Genomic DNA, 19,334 nt, shown 5'->3' with positions numbered 1-19,334 from the left:
CCGGCGCCCGGACCGGCCGGGCGCCGGCCATGTCAGAGGGAAGCTTCCGCCTCTGCGACCGCGCGATCGACCTCCTCGGCAAGGCCGGGCTCCAGTCCGAGGCGGGCCGCCAGCATCTGCAGATAGGCACGCTCCGCGGGGTGATCCGGGTCGATGGCGAGGCGCGAAGCCGCATAGACCTCGAGTGCCGCCTCGGGGCTTTTCGCCCCTTTCACCACGCGGTCGATGTCGAGCGGTGCCCGCAGCTCGTCCATCACGAAGGCCTTGGCCTCGCTGTCGATAGCGAGCGTATCCAGCTTGTCGAAGATCTTGCGCTGCTCGTCCGCATCGATATGGCCGTCGGCCTTTGCGGCCGAGATCATCGCGGTCAGCAGCACGAGTGCGAATTGTTCCTCGCCGCCCGGCTGCTGCGCCGGAGAAAACGGGGAATCGGACGGAGGAGGCAGAACCGGCGCCGGCGAAGAGGCAGCCTCCGGCGCGCTCTGTGCAGGCGTGGACGCGCTGCCGCCGCTGCTGTAGTCGCGGTAGGCCTTGTAGGCGAGACCGGCGACCAGCGCCATGCCGCCATAGGTCAGCGCCTTCTTGCCGATCTTGCGGCCGCCCTTGGTGCCGAGCAACAAGCCCGCAAGACCGCCGGCAAGCGCGCCGCCGGCAAGGCCGCCCGAGCCGGAGGAGCGCAGATATTCCTGCCCCCGCGCCAGGAGATCGCCCGCGCCGCCACCTGCGCCGGCTCTGCCGGCGCCCCCGGAGGAACCACTCTTCTGGCCCATGAATTCCTCAAGCAGCTTGCGTGCATCGAACATCGTTGTCTGTCTCCGGTCCCTTGATGATTGGCGGCAGTCCGGGTCCTGCCCGGAGCGTAGTCTCGTCTGGAGATGGGAACAGAAACTCGCGACCGCAAGCGCCGGGCGCCACCGTCAGGCAAAAGCCTCAGGCAAAAGGCAGGCGGTTGTCGTCCTTCAGCGTCTCCATCGCGATGGAAGAGCGGACGTTGCGCACCGCATCGTGCGGCAACAGCTCGTCGTTGATGAAGCGGGACAGCGCCGCCAGATCTGCCACCGCCACCTTCAGCATGTAGTCCATGTCGCCGGTCAGCACATGCGCCTCCTGAACCTCGGGCAAGGCCCGCACGAGATCGCGGAAACGACGGGCGTTCTGCCGGCTATGGGCGTTGAGCGCGACACCGACAAAGGCAACGACGCTGAAGCCGACGGCTCCAGCATCGATATCGGCCCGATATCGACGGATGACGCCAGCCTCCTCGAGCCGCTGGCGCCGCCGGGAAACCTGTGACGCCGAGAGGCCGATCCGCTCGCCGAGCTGCTGGTTTGTGACTGCGGCATCATGCTGCAGGCTTGCGAGCAGGCGAATGTCGAAGGGGTCGAGTTCCGTCATCTTGTGCGCGCTCCGGGATATATATGCACGTTTCATGCATTGATATCCCAAGATCCACCCAGAATGCACGCACCTTGCATCGCATCGGGCGCATACTGTGCGAAGTTTGGCTTTCCAGAGGAGGACAGCATGGGACCGTTTCCGCACGACGCACCGCCCGCGAAGATCGACGAGAGCAACCCCGCCGGCACGGACGGCTTCGAGTTCGTCGAGTTTTCCCATCCCGAGCCGGAAAAGCTCGACGCCCTGTTCCGCCGCATGGGCTATGTGCCCGTCGCCAGGCACAAGACCAAGGCGATCACCCTCTATCGGCAGGGCGATATCACCTACGTGCTGAATGCCGAGCCGGGCTCGCACGCGATGCGCTTTGTCGAGGAGCACGGCCCCTGCGCGCCCTCAATGGCCTGGCGCGTGGTCGATGCCCGCCATGCCTTCGAGCATGCTGTGAAGATGGGAGCGACGCCCTATGACGGCGACGACAAGGCGCTCGACGTTCCCGCTATTGTGGGCATCGGCGGCTCGCTGCTCTATTTCGTCGAGACCTACGGCGCCAAGGGCTCGGCCTACGACGACGAGTTCGAGTGGCTCGGCGACCGCGATCCGCGCCCGGCGGGCGTCGGCTTCTATTATCTCGATCACCTGACCCACAATGTCTATCGCGGCAACATGGACAAGTGGTGGGACTTCTACCGCGACCTGTTCGGGTTCAAGCAGATCCACTTCTTCGACATCGACGGCCGCATCACCGGCCTCGTCAGCCGGGCGATCACCTCGCCCTGCGGCAAGATCCGCATCCCGCTGAACGAGTCGAAGGACGACACCAGCCAGATCGCCGAGTACCTTCGCAAGTACAAGGGCGAAGGCATCCAGCACATCGCGGTCGGCACGGACGACATCTACGACGCCACCGACCGTCTGTCGGACAACGGGCTGAAGTTCATGCCCGGCCCGCCGGACACCTATTACGAGATGTCCCGCGAGCGCGTGCAGGGCCACGACGAGCCGATCGAGCGGATGAAGAAGCACGGCATCCTGATCGACGGCGAAGGCGTGGTGAACGGCGGCATGACCAAGATCCTGCTGCAGATCTTCTCCAAGACCGTCATCGGACCGATCTTCTTCGAGTTCATTCAGCGCAAGGGTGACGAAGGCTTCGGCGAGGGCAACTTCCGCGCGCTCTTCGAGTCCATCGAGGAAGACCAGATCCGCCGCGGCGTGATCAAGGCCGACGCCGCCGAATAAACGTCCGGCCGGACTGATCGAAACGAAAGGGGAGCGGCCCGGCCGCTCCCCTTTTTCGTTGCAGTCAGTTTGTCGCCCGGCTGCGCAGGGTGTCGAGGAACGAGGTCGCCCACGCGGCTGCATCGTTCTTGCAAATGCGGTCGAAGATCGCCTGCCAGCGTGACCGGCGCTCGTCGAGCGGCATGTTGAGCGCAGTCTGAAGGCTGGAGGCCACACCTTCCGCCGAGTGCGGGTTGACGATCAGCGCTTCCGGCATGTCCTCGGCCGCTCCGGCAAAGCGCGACAGCACCACGACGCCCGGGTCCTCCGCCCGCTGAGCGGCGACATACTCCTTGGCGACCAGGTTCATGCCGTCGCGAAGCGGTGTGACCAGCGCCACCCGACTGGCGCGATAAAGCCCGGCCAGCGCCCGCCGGGTAAAGGAGCGGGTCATGTAGCGGATCGGCGTCCAGTCGAGATCGGCGAAGCGCCCGTTGATGTTGCCCGACAGTTCCTCCAATTCGCGCCGGATCTCGGCATAGGCATCCAGTTCGGCACGCGAGGGCGGGGCCACCTGCATCAGGCTCACACTGCCCCGGTTCTCCGGATAATCCTCCAGAAGACGGCCGAACGCGCGGAAGCGCTCCGGCAGCCCTTTCGAGTAGTCGATGCGGTCGACGCCGATGATCTGTTGCCGTCCAACCAGCAGCTTCTCGGTCCGCGCCATGTTGCGGCGCGCCTCCGGCGTCGTCGCCTGACGGGCGAACCCTGCTGCGTCGATCCCGATGGGAAAGGCCCGCGCGACCACGGTGCCTCCGGCGATGTCGAGCTTGTCGCCGTCGCGCTCCACCGCGCCCAGTTCCTCCACCGCGAACCGCCGGAAATTCGCGGCATCCCGGCGCGTCTGGAACCCGACCACATCATAGGCAAGCATGCGCCGCACCAGCCGCTCGGCATTCGGCAGGCCGGCAAGCACCTCTGGCGCCGGGAACGGGATGTGCAGGAAGAAGCCGATCGGATTGCCCACTTCCATCGCCCGCAGTTCCGCCGCGAAGCCGAGGAAATGATAGTCATGCACCCAGATGATATCGTCGGCCTGTAGCAGCGGGCGCAAACGCGTCGCGAAGCGCTCGTTGACCCGCCGATATCCCTCTTCGAACCGCCGGTCGAAATCCGCCAGATCCAGCCGGTAGTGCAGCACCGGCCAGAGGGTGCGATTGGCATAACCGGCATAGAACTCGTCATAGTCGGCCTGGGTCATGTCGACCGTCGCCATCGCAACCTTGCGGGTGCCGCCGCCCTGCTTGAGGTTGCCGAAAGTGCCTTCCTCGGAAACGTCCCCGCTCCAGCCGAACCAGAGCCCGCCCGTCTCGGTGAGGGCATCGACCAGCGCCACCGCCAGACCGCCCGCCCGCCCCGTATCCTTGAGCGGTCCGACACGATTGGAGACGACGACAAGTCTGGACATGGATTCCTCCGGGTTGTGTGTCCGCACGCGCAGGCAGGCGCCGGCACCGGCCCGCGCATCGGACCGATGGGACACAGGAAACAAGGTCTGGTCGCGGCCGCGAAGACTCGCGGGCCAATTCGAGCATCAGATCAGACGAGGCTTTCCCAGCCGTCCGAGAGCCGCATGGCACCATTGATGATGCCGACCATCGAATAGGTCTGCGGGAAATTGCCCCACATCTCGCCGGTCACCGGATTCGTGTCCTCGGACAACAGGCCGACATGATTGCGGCAGGCCAGCATCGTCTCGTAGATGTCGCGCGCCTCATCCTTCCGGCCGATCCGCGCGAGCGCGTCGATGTACCAGAAGGTGCAGATGTTGAACGCGTTCTCCGGCGCACCAAAGTCGTCGGCGGCGTGATAGCGGAACAGATGCTTGCCGCGGCGCAGGGTTTCGCCGATCCGCTCGACAGTCGCGATGAAGCGCGGGTCCTGCGGCGACAGGAACCCGACCTCTGCGATCAGCAGCAGGCTGGCATCGAGATCACGCCCCTCGAAACTCTCGACGAAGGCGTTCGTCTCGGCATTCCAGCCCCGCGACAGGATCACCGAGCGGATGGTGTCGGCGCGTTCCTGCCAGAACAGGGCTCGCTCGCGGCGGCCGAACTGATGCGCGATCTTGGCGAGCCGGTCGCAGGCCGCCCAGCACATCAGCGAAGACGAGGTATGGACGCGGGCCCGGGTCCGCAGCTCCCAAAGGCCGGCATCGGGCTGGTCGTGCATGGCGAAGGCGCGCTCGCCGATCACTTCCAGCCGCTCGAAATCGTCGACGCCGGGCTGACGCAGCAGCCGCTTGTCGAAAAACGCCTGGGAGGCCCCGAGCACGATGTTGCCGTAGACGTCGTGCTGGAAATGCTCGTACGCCTGATTGCCGACCCGGACCGGCCCCATGCCACGATAGCCGGGCAGCCCGACGGTGGTCTCGATCAGGCGGTCTTCCAGCGCGATGCCGTAGAGCGGTTGCACGTGGCCGCTGCCGGTCATCGAGGCGATGTTGTTGATGTAGCGGAGGTAGTTCTCCATCGTCTCCATCTCGGAGAGCGAATTGAGAGCCCGCACCACGAAGAACGCATCGCGCAGCCAGCAATAGCGATAGTCCCAGTTGCGCCCGCTGTTGGCCGCTTCCGGGATCGAGGTCGTCACGGCCGCGATGATCGCGCCGGTTTCCTCGTAGGTGCACAGTTTCAGCGTGATCGCCGCCCGGATCACCGCTTCCTGATAGTCGAGAGGCAGGCCGAGGCGCCGGGTCCACAGCCGCCAGTGCAGCACGGTCTCTTCCTCGAACTCCCGGCACAGCGTCTCGGGGTGATGCGTCAGGCTCTCGTCGGGACCGAAATAGAAGGAGACCGGCCCGTCGAGCAGGAACGGCGTCTCGTCGCGCACATAGGTGATCGAGGCATTGGTCGTCAGGCGGACGGTCTGGCCATTGCCGACGAAACGCATGTGGTTGGAGCCGTAGGTCACCTCCGGCGCGCGCGCGCCATAGTCGAAGCGGGGGCGGCAGCGCACCCGGATCCTGGGATGGCCGGAAAGCGGCCGGACCCGGCGCACAAGCGCGGTCGGCCGGAACATCCGTCCCTTGGTCTGGAAGCGCGGCGCGAAGTCCGTGATCTCGATGGCATTGCCGGCATCGTCGAAGATGCGCGTAACCACGACAGCGGTGTTTTCCTGGTACGACTGCTCGCTGCGGCAGGCATTCTCCAGCTCGATGGCGAACAGCCCGTCGCGTTCGTCGCTGCAGGTGCCGAGCAGCCCGTGGAAGACCGGGTCGCCATCGAAGCGCGGCAGGCACATCCAGACCACCCGCGCCATCCTGTCGACCAGCGCCGCAATCGAGCAGTTGCCGATGAGGGCGAGATCGAGGGAAGCCTTGCGGTCGAGCGTCATGAATTCTGTGTCCTTGCCTGTGCCTTTGCCGGAAGGCCGAGGGCCAGCCAGTCGCGAACGCCTTTCACGTCGCTGATCCGAAAACGGGCGAGGCTCTCGGCGGTTCCCACCTTCACTCCAAAACCGCCGACGGCTTCGGCCGCGCGGATACCGTCTTCGTCGGTTACGTCGTCGCCCACGAACACCGGTGTGCGGCCACGGAAAGGCGCAAGATCCATGAAGGTTCCGACTGCCCAGCCCTTGTCGCGAAAAGCGGGCTTGGCCTCCACCACCATCTTGCCGCGCACCAGATGCAGGTCCGGAAGCTCGGCAACGGCTGCCTGCATCACTTCCACGACCGCTTCTTCGCAATCGGGTGCGATACGGTAGTGGACAGCGATTGCCGGCCCCTTGTCCTCGATCGACACGCCGCGCCCGAGCAAGCCGCTGCCGGCAAGAGCCGCCTTCAGCGCCTCGATCTCGGGGCCGACCGGCGCGCGTTCGACATCCTTGTCGGGATGCAGCCGCGTTTCCAGTCCATGCAGACCGGCGCAGGGGAGACGCAAAGGGGCGAGATAGTGGTCGATCTCGCGGATCGGGCGGCCGCTGACGATCGCAAGGGCCCCGCCGAGATGCGCGACGAGCCCCTCCAGACAGGCAATTGTCGCCCGGCTGGCCTCCACCGCATCGGGTGTTCTGGCGATTTCGACCAGGGTTCCGTCGAAATCGAGAAACAGAGCGATGTCATCTGTCACGGGCGGCGGCGCGTTCATGCGCAAAGCCTAAGGGAACTCATCCGCGATGAGAAGTCCCGGCCCGGAAAAAGCCTTTCTTCCTGACGCCTTGCCGCACTGCATCAAGCGGCGGACGCATCCGTGAATGCGCCAGGACCCGGGATCGCACCCTCCGGGCACTTGCCAAGGATGATCATGCCCAGCACTTCGTCCTTGGTGACGTTCTGCGTCAAGGCGGTGCCGACCAGCTTGCCGTTCTTCATTACCGCCACCCGGTCGGCAAGGTCGAACACGTCATGAATGTCGTGGCTGATCAGGAAGATGCCGAGCCCCTGCTTCTTCAGTTCCTTGATGAGCTCGGAGACCATCTGCGTCTCCTGGACGCCCAGCGCCGCTGTCGGCTCGTCCATGATCAGGATGCGGGCGTTGAAGTAGACGGCGCGGGCGATGGCGACCGACTGCCTCTGGCCGCCCGACAGCGCTTTCACCGGCGCCTTGAACTTGCGGAAATTCGGGTTGAGACGGCTGAGGATCTTGCGGGTCTCGGCCTCCATCGCATCGTCGTCGACGAAACCGAGCGGCGAGACGATCTCGCGGCCGAGGAACAGGTTCGAGGCGGCGTCCAGATTGTCGGCAAGCGCCAGCGTCTGGTAGATCGTCTCGATATTGTAGTTGCGGGCATCGCGCGGGCTGTTGATTGTCGCGCGCTTGCCGTCGATCAGGATTTCCCCGCTGTCCGCACGATAGGCGCCGGACAGGATCTTGATCAGGGTCGACTTGCCCGCGCCGTTATGGCCCAGCAGTCCGACAACTTCTCCAGGGTGCAGGTCGACGCTGACATGGTCGACCGCATGCACGCCGCCGAAGGAGATGCAGATGTCTTTCATCTCGACGAGAGGAGTTGCCATGGCTCAGTCTCCCGTGCGCTTGCGATAGAGGATGTCGACGAGCACGGCGACGACCAGGACGACACCGACGACGATGTTCTGCAGCGGCGCATCGACGCCGACCATGGCCATGCCCGATTGTAGCGACTGCATGATCAGCGCACCGAGAATGGCGCCGTAGATCGTGCCGATGCCGCCGGACAGCGCCGTTCCGCCGATGACGGCCGCCGCGATCACGCGCAGCTCATCCAGCGTGCCGATGTCGTTGGTGGAAAACCCCAGGCGAGCCGAGGCGACCGCCGCCGACAGGGCGCACAGGCCGCCCATGATCGCGAAGATCTTGACCGTCAGCAGGCGCGTGTTGATGCCCGACAGCTCGGCCGCATCAGGATTGCCGCCGGCCGCGAAGATATAGCGCCCGAGCCGGGTGCGCCGCGCCACGACCGTCATGCAAACGGCGACGACGATCAGCAACAGCACCGAGTACGGCAACCCGTAGGCCGCCGTATAGCCCTCCGGCACCTCAAGGCCGCGGGCCGCGAAGTCGCGACGCAGCACGCGAGCCGGCACCTCATAGGCGTTGAGGATCGCGATGAAGCCCGCAATGGCACCGGCAACGATGACGCCCAGCGTCACCTCGGCCCAGACCGGCTTGACCGGAAAGCCGTGCCGCTCCTTGCGCCGGCGGGAGGAGAATTGCAGCGCCAGCGCAGCCGCCACCGCGAGGGCGGCAAAGATCCACGACCAAGTTTCGCCCAGAGTGCCGCCGATGCCGCCGATCATCGTGAAACGCTCGTCCAGCGGACCGATGGTCTGGCCGTCGGTGATGAACCAGGCCGCGTTGCGCCAGACCAGAAGACCGCCGAGCGTGACGATGAAGGCCGGAATGCCGAGATAGCCGATCAGCACGCCCTGGAAAGCACCGATCAGAGTGCCGACGACGACGCCGGCCAGGATCGCCAGGATCCATATCGCCGGATGTCCGAGCTCCAGGCCGAACACGGCCGGCAGCACTTGCGTCTGCACCATCGCCATGACCGCAGCCACGGTCGCGAGCAGGGAGCCGACGGACAGGTCGATGTGGCGGGTGACGATGACGAAGACCATACCGGTCGCCATGATGGCGACGGAAACGGTCTGGATCGTCAGGTTGAAGATGTTGCGCGGTGTCAGGAAGTTGCCGCCGGTGAACACATTGAACACCAGGCACAGGACGACGAACGCACCGATCATGCCCAGCAGGCGCGTGTCGATCTGGAGCGCCGAGAAGAACGATCTGCTCGCCGGTGGTTTCGCTCCGGTGACTGCGGTCTCAGACATGGAAAAGCTCCCGCTTGAAGGGCGGCGCGCATCTCGCGCCCCCTCGCGGCCGGATGTCACCCATCAGCGGCCGCCCTGCCCCGACCTTCGCCGGGGCAGGGATCATCGCTTGATGGACTGGCTCAGTTGCAGGGAGCCGGGCCGCCGCTGACGCCCTGGCACAGGGCATCCTTGGTGATCCAGCCCGCATCGACCACGACCGACAGGTTGTCGCGGGTGACCGGGATCGGCGCCAGGAAGCGCGCGGTCAGCTCGGTGCCGGCAGGTGACGTCCACTTGCTTGCCCCCTCGACGCTGTCCATCGTGCCGCCCTTGGCAAGCGCCACGGCGATCTCGCCGGCCACCTTGCCGAGTTCGCGCGCATCCTTCCACACGGAGACGGTCTGCGTACCCTTGGCAACACGGTTGAGCGCGGCATGATCGCCGTCCTGACCGGAAACCGGGATGCCTTCCATGCCCTGCGCAGTCAACGCCGCCACGACACCGCCGGCGGTGCCGTCGTTCGAGGCAACCACCGCATCGACCTTGTTGTTGTTGGCGGTCAGGATCTGCTCCATGTTCCGCTGCGCATTGGCCGGCAGCCAGCCGTCCGTGTAGGCCTCGCCGACGATCTTGATCTTTCCGGCGTCGATCGCCGGCTGCAGGACTTCCTGCTGGCCGCCGCGCAGGAAGTCGGCGTTGGGATCGGTGGGCGATCCCTTGATCATCACGTAATTGCCTTCCGGCGCCTGCTTGAGGACTTCGCGAGCCTGCATGCGGCCGACCTCGACATTGTCGAATGTCAGGTAGAAGGCGCGATTGTCTTCGATCAGGCGATCGTAGCCGACGACCGGAATACCCTCGTTGGCGGCGGCCTGGATGGCCGGCCCGATGGCCTGGGAATCCTGCGCCAGAATGATCAGCGCATCGACGCCCTGGGCGATCAGCGCCTCGATGTCCGACAGCTGCTTGGCCGCGGACGACTGAGCGTCGGCAGACACATAGGCAGCGCCGGCAGCTTCGAGCGCACCCTTGATGGCGGCCTCATCCGTCTTCCAGCGCTCTTCCTGGAAATTCGACCAGCTGACGCCGACCGTGATGTCCTGCGCCTGCGCATGGATCGGCAGCGCGACGGAAACGAGCAGCGCGCCGGCCAGAAGCTTTTGGAATCTGCGCATAATATCTTTCCTCCGATTTATCCCCGCTCCTCCCATGCGGAACGAAGGATCGTGTCTCAGGCACGCTGTCCCTGGCCTGTGCCTCCCCGGCCGAAGGATGCGCGCTTTGGTTCGTCGGCGTAATTTTATTTTTTTCGACGTCCGAAAAAAAGTTGCTCCAAACGAAAGCCCCTGTCAACATGGTTTCTCGACGAGGCTCCGGGATCATGACAAAAACACCCGGCACGCGTAAACCGTGGTCACGGCCATGCCTTGCGCGCGAAAGAGTTCCCGTCGGGGTGGAGACGAACGCTTTGGTGTGGGCATGACGCAGAAGGCCGACCGCGACCAGATACGCCGCCAGAACCGCTCGGTTGTCCTCCAGGCGCTGAGGCGACAGGGACCGCAAGCACGGATCGATCTCGGCCGCGTCACCCAGCTCAGCCCCGCCACAGTCACCTCCATCACCTCCGACCTCATCGCCGAAGGCCTCATCGCCGGCGTCGACGACGAGGCCCAGCGGGAGCGCGAGAAAGGGGCAAGAGGCCGCCCTCGCAGCCTGCTGACGCTCGACGGGACTGCCGCCCGCGTCCTTGCCGTGAAGCTCTCGGTCAATACCATCGAGATGGCACTGGCGGATTATGGCGGCCGGCTGGTCGGGCGCGACGTCGCCTCTTTCGACAGCGCGACCGTCACGGCCGACGGGTTCGGCGAGGTCCTGATCGACAGCCTGCAAACGTTTCTCGGCGGGCTGCAAGGCCCGCCTCCGGCGATCATCGCCCTCGCTTCGCAAGGCGTCGTCGACGACAGCGCCGGCACTGTGGCCTGGTCGCCGGCCTTTGCCGTCCGGCATGTCGCCGTGGTCGAGCCGGTGGCCCGCGCCTTCGGCGTGCCATGTCTGCTGTCGAACGACACCAACATGATCGCCGAGGCGCTGCACCGGACGGATCCCGCGCGCTACGGCGGCACCTTCGCCGTGATCTTCATCGACTACGGCGTCGGCATGGGCCTCTTCGTCAACAACCGCCTCTTCGTCGGCGAAACCGGCGCGGCGGCCGAAATCGGACACGCCAACCACATTCCCGGCGGCTCTCTGTGCCGCTGCGGCCGGCGCGGCTGCCTGGAGGCCTATCTCGGCGACTATGCCCTGCTGCGCCACGCCAGGGGGCTCGACCTGCAGACGCCTCCCTCGCGCCTGCCGGTTGGTCGCGAGACGATCCGGGAGTTGATTGCCGCGGCACGGGCCGGCGAAGACGGTGCGCTCAACGCCTTCAACGCCGGAGGCACTGCGCTCGGCTATGCCTTCGCCCGGGTGATCGCCACGCTCGATCCCCGGCGCATTGTCGTCACCGGCGCTGCCGCCGATGCCTATCCGCTCATGGAAACGGCCGCGCGGGCAGCTCTCGAAGAAGCGCTGGTGGCCGATCTGCGCGGCAGCGTCGAAATCGAGGCGATCCCCTGGGAGGAGGATCTCATCCTGCGCGGCACCGTCGCGCGGGCGCTGCATGCCCTCGACACGGAGGTCTTCTCCGACACCGGGTATGGCAGCCAGAAGGAGGCACAGGGAGGATAGGCTGCATGCCCTGCTGGAAGACTGCCGCGATCCCGTTGCTCGCCGTGCTGGCGCTCGGCGATCCGGCTCGGGCGGCGGACAGTCCGCCATGGAGCGAGAAGGTGCTCGGCACGCCGCTCGACCTTGAGGCCGTTGCCCGCCTGCCGATGCAAGAGAGGATCGCGGTGCTGCGCGATCACGGCGAGCGCCTGTTCATCGGCAAGTTCCTGGTCGAGGAAGGCGCCGGCCGGCCCATGGCCACACAGGCGATCATCCCGACCAAACGCCGACGTCCCGTGCATCTGCGCTTCCAGCGGCTTGCAGGGCTCGACGCCAGTTCCTGTTCGTCCTGCCACCATGAGCCGGTCGTAGGCGGAGGCGCATCCTTCACCGCCAATGTCTTCGTGTCCGAGGGCTTCGAGAGCGCCGACTTCGACACGATCGACCCGCAATTTTCCAACGAACGCGGCTCGCCGGCGCTCCAAGGCGCCGGGTTGATCGAACTTCTGGCCCGGGAGATGACGGCCGAGCTGCAGTCCCGGCGCGACACGGCACTTGCACAAGCCCGGCAGAAGGGCACGACCGTGACGGCCGAGCTCGAGACCAAGGGCGTTTCCTTCGGCACGATCACCGCCCATCCGGACGGCGGTCTGGACCTGTCGAGGATCGACGGCATCGATGCCGATCTGGTCCTGCGCCCCTTCTCGCAAAAAGGCGTTTTCGGCTCCTTGCGGCAGTTCACGGTGAATGCGCTCAACCATCACCATGGTATCCAGCCGGTGGAGCGCTTCGGCGCCCTCTGGACCGGAACGACGGACTTCGACGAGGACGGGATCGCCGACGAGATCGGCGCCGCCGACGTCACCGCCCTTGTCGTGTGGCAGGCGACGCTTGCCGCGCCCACCCGCAAGCCGAACCTGCCGGCCGACTGGCAACAGGCGGCAACACGCGGGGAGGCCCTTTTTGCAGACACCGGCTGCGCCTCTTGCCACATTCCGGCCCTGCCGCTGAAGTCCGCCGTCTTCCGCGATCCCGGCCCGAGAGAGACGGCCGGCACGCTGCGGGAAGCGGATGTCGAGGCAGCTCTCGAAATCGACCTTGCCGAGCTCGATTTCGTGAAGGCGCTGCCGCGCGATGCGGACGGCAACATTCTGGTGCCGCTGTTCGGCGATCTGAAGCGTCACAAGATCGCCGACGCGCAGGAGCCGACCCTCGGCAACGAACTTCTAGGCCAGCGCTTCGTCGACAGGGACGTATTCCTGACCGCGGAGCTTTGGGGCGCCGGCTCCACCGCTCCTTACGGCCACCGCGCCGACTTGACCTCCCTCGACGAGGTCATCCGCGCCCATGCGGGCGAGGCCCGAACGTCCCGCAAGGCCTATGAGGCACTGTCGGACGAGGACCGGGAGGCGATCATCGCCTTCCTGCGGAGCCTGGAGATCGTGCAATGACCGGCCTTGTTCCGATGCACCGCGCACTCGCTGCTGCCGCGATCATTCTTGCCGTTTTCGCCGGCACACCGGCTGCAAGGGCCGAGGAGGCTCCCGCTCCCGTTCCCCGGTTTTCCGAGGAAGCCCGGCAGGCCGGCATCGACCACACCTATTCCGGCCCGTGGGAGTATTTCGTCGGCGGCGGCACGGCGATCTTCGATTGCGACGGCGACCGCCGACCCGACCTGTTCCTGGCGGGCGGCGAAGGACGGGCCGCCCTTTATCGCAACACTTCGCCAGCGGGCGGCAGACTGTCCTTCGAGCCGGTCGACACCGGCCTTCCCGGGCGCCTGCTGGAACAGGTGACGGGCGCCTATCCGCTCGACATCGACAATGACGGCCTGATGGACCTGGCGTTGCTCAGGGTCGGCGAGAACCAGCTGCTGCGCGGAACCGGCGAGTGCCGCTTCGAGCCGGCCAATCGCCGCTTCTCCTTCAATGGCGGGCGTAGCTGGACCACGGGTTTTGCCGCCGTGTTCGAGAAGGACCTCGCCTTCCCCACTCTCGCCTTCGGCAATTATGTCGACCGCAGCGCCCCGGGTTCGCCCTGGGGAACCTGCGACGACAATGCGCTCCATCGCCCGCGCGCCGGCGAGACGCCGGATTACTCCGAGAGCTTCGCCCTGACACCCGGCTATTGCAGCCTCTCGCTCCTGTTCACAGACTGGAACCGCTCCGGAGAACCGGCGCTGCGCGTTTCCAATGACCGGCACTATTATCGCGGCGGAGAAGAGCAGCTCTGGGCCCTGCCGCCCGGCCGGCCGCCTCGCCCCTATCGCCGCAGCGACGGCTGGCGCCATCTCAAGATCTGGGGAATGGGCATCGCCACCACCGACCTGGACGGCGACGGACTGCCGGAATATGCGCTGACCAGCATGGGCGACACCAAGCTGCAGACCATAGACCAGGAGGGAGACGATCTCCTGCCGGTCTATCGCGACATCGCCTTCGACAAGGGTGTGACCGCGCACCGCCCCTATATCGGCGAGGACATGCGCCCTTCCACCGGCTGGCACGCAGAGTTTCAGGACGTCAACAACGACACGCTTCAGGACCTGTTCATCGCCAAGGGCAATGTCGAGGCGATGCCGGACTTTGCCGCCTTCGATCCCGACAATCTGCTGATACAGCAATGGGACGGCCGCTTTGCGGAGCAAGGTGCCCGCGCGGGCATCGCTCTCGACCGCAGGGGACGTGGCGCCGGCCTTGCCGATTTCAACATGGATGGGCTGCTCGACCTTGTCGTCGTGAACCGCTCCGCCCCCGTCAGCCTCTTCCGCAATCTCGGCCGCGACGACGGCAGCGAGCGACCGAAGCCGCTCGGCAACTGGATCGCCATTGCCTTGTCGCAGGATGGCGCGAACCGCAATGCCGTGGGGGCGAAGCTGAGCATCCGCGTCGGCGCGCGCAGCCTTACCCGTGACATCGGCATCGGCGGCGGCCACGCCTCCGGCCAGGCCGGCTTCGTCCATGTCGGGCTCGGTGTGGCCGAGCGGGCCGTCATCCGGGTGCGCTGGCCCGACGGAGACTGGAGCCATGGCTACAGGGTATTCGCCAACCAGTTCGTGCTGATCGACCGCGGCGAGGAAAATGCCCGCTACTGGTATCCGCCCCGCGAGGCCGCCGACTAGACCCGCTGCAGCAGCAATGCGGACCCCAGCCCGCCGGCACTCGCGATGGCGGCGAGCCCGAAGCTGCCCGCGCCCTCGCGCTGCAACTCGTTAAACAGCCGCACAGCAAGGAGCGCACCCGAAGCACCGATGGGATGGCCCCGAGCAAGGGCTCCTCCCCCGCGGTTGACGGTTGCCGGATCGAGGCCGAGATCCTCGACACAGGCCATCGCCTGCACCGCATAGGCCTCCATCACTTCGCTTGCCGCAAGGCCTTCGCTTTCGATCCCTGCCGCGGAAAGCACCTTTCGCGATGCCTCGATCGGCGCAAGACCGGGAAGACAAAGATCCCCACCCGCAGCCCCACCGGCAACGATCCGGCATGCAGGCACGGATGGATTTCGGTCCAGCCAATCCTGCGACACGACCAGCGCAAACGCCGCAGCGTCCGCCGAAACGGCGGCAGTTGCTGCCAGCACCCGATGCCCGGCCTTTCCGGCGAGCGGACGGGAGCGGCGGCAGGTCTCAACCGTCAGGCGGCGGGCATAGCTGTCTTGCGAAAGACCCGCCACGGCGACGATCTCGCCTGCGAACCGCCCCGCCTCGGCGGCAGCACGCGCCCGGGCATGGCTTTCGACCGCAAATGCGGCCTGTGCGTCCTCATCAACCGCCCGCAACGCGGCAAGATGGGCGGCCGCCTCCGGCATGTCGGGATCTTGGTCGGGCCAGGGAGTGAAGGGCGGCCGATCATAGGCCACCGGCGCTTCATCTTTTGTCGCCGGGCGGCGCATGCGCAAAGGCGCCCGCGAATAACTCTCGACGCCGCCGGCAAGCACGCAATCGGCAGCTCCTGCCTCGACCATCCGCGCGGCCAGAATGATCGCGTCTAGGCCCGAGCAGCATTGGCGGTCCAACGTCAGGGCGGGAACGAGCTCCGGGAGCCCCGCCAGCAGGGCGGCCCGCCGCGCCGGGTTGCCGCCGCCATAGAGGGCGTTTCCGGCCATGACCTCATCGACGATATCTACGCCCCCGGCCGATAGGCAGGCACGCATCACCGGCGCGGCGAGCGCATCGACCTCAAGGGCCGCGAACGCCCCGCCCATCGGCGCAACGGCGCTACGCTTTGCTGCGATCAGAAACGCCGGCATCGGCTTCCTCCTGCTCCAGCACCCAGGCTCCTATCGTCTGAAGATCCGGTTTTCCGCCAGGCGTCAGCGGCCAGTGCTCGGCGACATGAAAGCTGCGCGGCACCTTGGCTCGCTCCAGCCGTGCAAGGCAGTGGCGGCGCAGGTCCGCCGGAGCCAGTGCCGGGCCCGCCAGCTGAACTGCCGCAACAATCCGCGCGCCGCGCAATGTGTCGGGCACACCGAAAACGGCCGCTTGGGCAATGCCCGGATACTCGAGCAACACCGTCTCGATTTCCTCGGCAAACACGTTGAGCCCCGATGTCACGATCATCCGCCCGCCGCGCCCGGCAAGAAAGATCCGCCCCTCCGCGTCCAGATGGCCTCTGTCACCGACGGTCAGCCAGCCGGCCTTGGTCCGGGTCATCGGCTCGTCGCCCATGACATACCGGTCGAACAGCAGCGGGCTGCGAACCCAGATCTCGCCCTCTTCCCCGGCCGGAAGAGCGTTACCGTCCGATCCGCGAACCTCCAGCTCTACTCCGGGAAACGGCCGGCCGACACCGTCGCTGCAACTGTCCGCAGCGCCGCGGTGAGAGATGAAACTGGTCTCGGACGTCCCGTAGAATTCGTGACATTCGGCTTGCGGAAAAACGCGCGCGACCAGTTCGCGGTCGCGCGCATGCCATTTTGCGCCGCTGATCAGGATCCGCCTCAGAGCGCCAAAGCGCAGCTCTTCCCTGTCGCCGGCGATTGCCAGCAGGCGCAGCTGCGTCGGCGTGGTCACCAGCACCGTGCTCCTCGCCTCCTGCATCCGCCGCAAAACCGACAGCGGCTGAAAACTGCGGACCACATCCACCCTCCAGCCACGATGCAGGCCATGGATTGCGCCGAAAAGATGCAGGGAATGGCCAAGGCCGCCGGGTACGAGAACGTGCTCGTTCGGCCCGAGGCCGAACGCCTCGTCGGCAAGACGAAAGCTCTCCGTCCAGGACCGGTGCGACCGTTGAAAGGCTTTCGGCTGGCCGGTCGAGCCGGACGTCAGGCCGATATAGAACGGCGTCTCCGGCCCCGGTCTGCGCGCCAGGGATGCTTCGATGTCTCGCGGCATCTCGGGATACGTCTCATCCCAGGCTGCGGATAGGGGCGCGAGGGCTGCGCAAAGCCGATCTCCGTGCCGCTCGAGATGTGACGGGTCGACGACCACGGCTGCCCGGCTGCTGCGTGCCACAGCAAGAATCCGGCACAGCGCCTCTATCACGTCGCCTGTGGGTACCAACACGCGGTCTGCCGCTGCCTTCCGCTGAAGGAAGGTCTCCGAGGACCTTACCAGCTCCAGAAGGTCGCTGCGGGTCAGGGTGAGCCGACCGTCGCTGAGCGCAGCGCGGCTCGGATCGCGCGCAGCCAGGCGTTCCAGCGTTTCGCCGACATGGGACATGACCGATCTCGGCCAGCTACTGCCGGGAAAAGATCGCGTCCGGCCGCCCGCGTTCGATCGCGCTGGCAACCAGCGCCGTGCCGAAACACTTCAGGATGTCGCCGGGAAGGAAGACGAGCGAGCCGATCGCAGATTCCCAGAGCGGCTTTCCCGCAACCAGCGAAATGCCGAGAATACCGAACGGATAAAGCGCCAGGATGCCCCCCACCATTGAGGCGACCAGCACCGATGGAAACACCGGCCGGCGACGCAGCAGCTGCATGGTCAAGCCGCAGACGAAGGCCGCGATCGGAAATGCTATGAGGAAACCGACCGACGGAAGAAAGAACACGCCGATGCCGCCGCGGCCGCCGGACAGGACAGGCATGCCGAGCGCGACGATGAGGAGAAACAGAAGCACGGCCAAGGCGCCGCGAACCGGCCCCAGCATGACGCCGGCCAACATCACGCCGAGTGTCTGGGCGGTGATCGGCACGCTGCCGGTGACCGGCGTCGTAAAGGCTGGCAGGTAATATCCAAGCGCGGAGATCACGGCCACATGAATGGCGATATGCACCAGGGAGCGATCGGCAGTCATCATCGAACCTCGTCCTCTTCCCGTCCTGCACCTTCGGGCGGACAGCCGTCCGCTCCTCCCCGCGCCGCGAGCGCTTCTGCGACATGGTCGGCGGCATTTAGGGCGTGGAGGCAAAGCGGCGCAACAAGTTTGACATGTCCATTCCGCCCGGAGCGCGAGCGGTAGGCCTCGTTCAATTGGCGCATGACGTCGATCAGCATCGGCGTGAAACGGATGGCGAGCGCAATCGCCAGTGCCAGCTTGCGTTCCGACAGGCCGATCAAGGCGACGGGCCAGAGGACCGGCGTAAGCGCGTCAAGCATATCGTCGAGACGCGTCGTCAAGGTGATGAGAGTTGCCAGCAACAGCAGCGACGCCAGCCGCAAGGCGACGATGACACCCGCTTCCAGCGTTCCGAAAAAACCATGCAGCGCAAGAATGAACACAACGACGAAGGCGACCGGCTTCAAGGAGCGAAGAACAGTGACCATACCGCTCCCCAAAGACGCAAGCAGCAGCAGCGCGCCGATCAGAACGGACCCGAGGACCAGAGGAGAATTGACTGGTAGCAACACCATGGAGACGAAAAACAACCCGAGCAGCTTCCACCCCGCACCTATCCTGTGGAGCGCCGTGTTACCTGACAGGTAGGACGAGATCACAGTCCGCCCGCCGTCAACTGTCCAGCTCGCGTTCTTGCGAACGCGCGGTACTCGGGCAGGATCACGTCGGGGTGGCCGTCCCCGACGACGGCTCCCTTTTCCAGCCAGATGACCCGGTCGAACTCGCACAGCATGTCGAGGTCGTGGCTCACCATCACCACATGCGCGGGGATTTCGGCGATGTGGGCGGCAAAATGCAGGCGCAAGGAGAGATCGAGACCCGAGAACGGCTCATCGCAGAGCAACAGTCCGGGCTCGGAAATGCTGGCGCCGAGCAGGCAGACGAGCTGCTTTTGCCCCTCCGACAGCAAGGCGACGGGGCGCTCGGCCCACCCGTCGCAGCCATGCCGCACCAATGTGCGGCGGGCGAGCGCCTCCGCGTCGGAGCGCGTTGCGCCCATTTGTCTCGGACCGAAGGCGAGCTCCTCGAGGACGGTCGGAAAGATCATCTGATGGTCGGGGTTCTGAAACACCATCCCGACATGCCGAGGCAGCTTGCGCCGGCTCTTGCGCGTATCGAGGCCGAACACCGTCACGGTGCCCTCGTCCGGCAGCAGGAGCCCGTTCAGCATCCGCAAAAGCGAGCTTTTTCCCGAGCCGTTGAGGCCGACAAGCGCGATGCGCCGCTCCGAAAGCTCCAACGAGAGGCCTTGAAAAACAGAAAAAGCGCCACGCTTTAGCGTGACGCTGTCAATAGAAGCAAATTGTATCTGGGACACGGACATCAGTGGTCCGAAAACTCGCCGGGCTGCTCCACCCCGCGGATGTTTGGTTTTTTGTAGAGGGTTTTTTTTGCGCTTTGCGGGCCTGGCGGCGACCGACTCTCCCACGTCT

Annotated in this window: 17 protein-coding genes; 4 read left to right on the top strand and 13 right to left on the bottom strand. The window is 65.8% G+C overall.

Features of this window, described 5'->3' with window-relative positions; all coding sequences use genetic code 11:
- Positions 1–32: 32 nt before the first annotated feature.
- Entirely contained in the window at positions 33–803 is a 771-nt protein-coding gene (locus BBX35_RS08100; RefSeq protein ID WP_067218450.1) for a tellurite resistance TerB family protein, read from the bottom strand.
- Positions 804–930: 127 nt separating this feature from the next.
- Positions 931–1,395: an Lrp/AsnC family transcriptional regulator gene (locus BBX35_RS08095; protein WP_067218447.1), complete on the bottom strand. Its 465-nt coding sequence runs from the start codon at positions 1,393–1,395 to the stop codon at positions 931–933.
- Positions 1,396–1,524: 129 nt separating this feature from the next.
- Here BBX35_RS08095 and hppD point away from each other — a divergent pair, with 129 nt between their 5' ends.
- Entirely contained in the window at positions 1,525–2,637 is a 1,113-nt protein-coding gene (hppD, locus tag BBX35_RS08090; protein WP_067218446.1) for a 4-hydroxyphenylpyruvate dioxygenase, read from the top strand.
- 64 nt (positions 2,638–2,701) lie between these two features.
- Here hppD and BBX35_RS08085 read toward each other — a convergent pair whose 3' ends face one another.
- The 6 genes from BBX35_RS08085 to xylF all read right to left on the bottom strand — a co-directional run bounded on the left by BBX35_RS08085 (position 2,702) and on the right by xylF (position 10,089).
- On the bottom strand, positions 2,702–4,084 hold the full coding sequence (locus BBX35_RS08085; RefSeq protein ID WP_067219862.1) for an alpha,alpha-trehalose-phosphate synthase (UDP-forming): 1,383 nt from the start codon (positions 4,082–4,084) through the stop codon (positions 2,702–2,704).
- A gap of 131 nt (positions 4,085–4,215) precedes the next feature.
- A complete protein-coding gene (locus tag BBX35_RS08080; RefSeq protein ID WP_067218443.1) occupies positions 4,216–6,012 on the bottom strand; it encodes a glycoside hydrolase family 15 protein in 1,797 nt (598 codons plus the stop codon).
- Positions 6,009–6,746 carry a trehalose-phosphatase gene (gene otsB / locus BBX35_RS08075; protein WP_083206212.1) on the bottom strand — a complete coding sequence of 246 codons (738 nt, stop codon included), beginning with the start codon at positions 6,744–6,746 and terminating at the stop codon, positions 6,009–6,011. The genes BBX35_RS08080 and otsB overlap by 4 nt, the downstream gene beginning before the upstream one ends.
- A 101-nt stretch (positions 6,747–6,847) precedes the next feature.
- Entirely contained in the window at positions 6,848–7,633 is a 786-nt protein-coding gene (locus BBX35_RS08070; protein ID WP_171901410.1) for an ATP-binding cassette domain-containing protein, read from the bottom strand.
- Between the two features lie 3 nt (positions 7,634–7,636).
- The gene (locus BBX35_RS08065; RefSeq protein ID WP_067218439.1) at positions 7,637–8,932 is read right to left on the bottom strand and encodes a sugar ABC transporter permease; all 1,296 of its coding nucleotides are present in this window, start codon (positions 8,930–8,932) and stop codon (positions 7,637–7,639) included.
- A 122-nt stretch (positions 8,933–9,054) separates the two neighbouring features.
- On the bottom strand, positions 9,055–10,089 hold the full coding sequence (xylF, locus tag BBX35_RS08060; protein ID WP_067218437.1) for a D-xylose ABC transporter substrate-binding protein: 1,035 nt from the start codon (positions 10,087–10,089) through the stop codon (positions 9,055–9,057).
- A 304-nt stretch (positions 10,090–10,393) separates the two neighbouring features.
- On the opposite strand from xylF, the gene BBX35_RS08055 reads away from it, so the two are divergent.
- The 3 genes from BBX35_RS08055 to BBX35_RS08045 are packed head-to-tail and all read left to right on the top strand — an operon-like array spanning position 10,394 to position 14,741.
- Positions 10,394–11,641, top strand: coding sequence for an ROK family protein (locus BBX35_RS08055; RefSeq protein ID WP_067219857.1), 1,248 nt, complete (start codon positions 10,394–10,396; stop codon positions 11,639–11,641).
- A 5-nt stretch (positions 11,642–11,646) separates the two neighbouring features.
- On the top strand, positions 11,647–13,071 hold the full coding sequence (locus BBX35_RS08050) for a di-heme oxidoredictase family protein (protein ID WP_067218435.1): 1,425 nt from the start codon (positions 11,647–11,649) through the stop codon (positions 13,069–13,071).
- On the top strand, positions 13,068–14,741 hold the full coding sequence (locus tag BBX35_RS08045) for a CRTAC1 family protein (RefSeq protein WP_244271595.1): 1,674 nt from the start codon (positions 13,068–13,070) through the stop codon (positions 14,739–14,741). Before BBX35_RS08050 ends, BBX35_RS08045 begins: the two co-directional genes overlap by 4 nt.
- Here the strand turns inward: BBX35_RS08045 and BBX35_RS08040 are convergent.
- The 5 genes from BBX35_RS08040 to BBX35_RS08020 form a co-directional block, all read right to left on the bottom strand.
- The gene (locus BBX35_RS08040) at positions 14,738–15,868 is read right to left on the bottom strand and encodes an acetyl-CoA C-acyltransferase (RefSeq protein ID WP_067218433.1); all 1,131 of its coding nucleotides are present in this window, start codon (positions 15,866–15,868) and stop codon (positions 14,738–14,740) included. The genes BBX35_RS08045 and BBX35_RS08040 overlap by 4 nt on opposite strands.
- A complete protein-coding gene (locus BBX35_RS08035; protein WP_067218431.1) occupies positions 15,837–17,282 on the bottom strand; it encodes an AMP-binding protein in 1,446 nt (481 codons plus the stop codon). The genes BBX35_RS08040 and BBX35_RS08035 overlap by 32 nt, the downstream gene beginning before the upstream one ends.
- 16 nt (positions 17,283–17,298) lie before the next feature.
- Positions 17,299–17,757: a biotin transporter BioY gene (locus BBX35_RS08030; protein WP_244271594.1), complete on the bottom strand. Its 459-nt coding sequence runs from the start codon at positions 17,755–17,757 to the stop codon at positions 17,299–17,301.
- A 101-nt stretch (positions 17,758–17,858) separates the two neighbouring features.
- Positions 17,859–18,500, bottom strand: a complete 642-nt coding sequence (locus BBX35_RS08025; RefSeq protein ID WP_067218428.1) for an energy-coupling factor transporter transmembrane component T family protein — start codon at positions 18,498–18,500, stop codon at positions 17,859–17,861.
- The coding region (locus BBX35_RS08020) for an energy-coupling factor ABC transporter ATP-binding protein (protein WP_341871215.1) at positions 18,497–19,334 on the bottom strand (838 nt) is incomplete at its 5' end. The genes BBX35_RS08025 and BBX35_RS08020, both read right to left, overlap by 4 nt.

Origin of the sequence: Stappia indica (assembly GCF_001696535.1) — a bacterium.
GTDB lineage: Bacteria > Pseudomonadota > Alphaproteobacteria > Rhizobiales > Stappiaceae > Stappia > Stappia indica.
This window is presented reverse-complemented; position numbering and strand designations above follow the sequence as displayed.

Coding starts and splice junctions, on each gene's coding strand:
- BBX35_RS08045 (WP_244271595.1), top strand. CDS start 13,068: ATGACCGGCCTTGTTCCGATGCACCGCGCACTCGCTGCTGCCGCGATC.
- BBX35_RS08095 (WP_067218447.1), bottom strand. CDS start 1,395: ATGACGGAACTCGACCCCTTCGACATTCGCCTGCTCGCAAGCCTGCAG.
- BBX35_RS08040 (WP_067218433.1), bottom strand. CDS start 15,868: ATGCCGGCGTTTCTGATCGCAGCAAAGCGTAGCGCCGTTGCGCCGATG.
- BBX35_RS08100 (WP_067218450.1), bottom strand. CDS start 803: ATGTTCGATGCACGCAAGCTGCTTGAGGAATTCATGGGCCAGAAGAGT.
- BBX35_RS08080 (WP_067218443.1), bottom strand. CDS start 6,012: ATGACGCTCGACCGCAAGGCTTCCCTCGATCTCGCCCTCATCGGCAAC.
- BBX35_RS08035 (WP_067218431.1), bottom strand. CDS start 17,282: ATGTCCCATGTCGGCGAAACGCTGGAACGCCTGGCTGCGCGCGATCCG.
- hppD (WP_067218446.1), top strand. CDS start 1,525: ATGGGACCGTTTCCGCACGACGCACCGCCCGCGAAGATCGACGAGAGC.
- xylF (WP_067218437.1), bottom strand. CDS start 10,089: ATGCGCAGATTCCAAAAGCTTCTGGCCGGCGCGCTGCTCGTTTCCGTC.
- BBX35_RS08065 (WP_067218439.1), bottom strand. CDS start 8,932: ATGTCTGAGACCGCAGTCACCGGAGCGAAACCACCGGCGAGCAGATCG.
- BBX35_RS08085 (WP_067219862.1), bottom strand. CDS start 4,084: ATGTCCAGACTTGTCGTCGTCTCCAATCGTGTCGGACCGCTCAAGGAT.
- BBX35_RS08070 (WP_171901410.1), bottom strand. CDS start 7,633: ATGGCAACTCCTCTCGTCGAGATGAAAGACATCTGCATCTCCTTCGGC.
- BBX35_RS08050 (WP_067218435.1), top strand. CDS start 11,647: ATGCCCTGCTGGAAGACTGCCGCGATCCCGTTGCTCGCCGTGCTGGCG.
- BBX35_RS08055 (WP_067219857.1), top strand. CDS start 10,394: ATGACGCAGAAGGCCGACCGCGACCAGATACGCCGCCAGAACCGCTCG.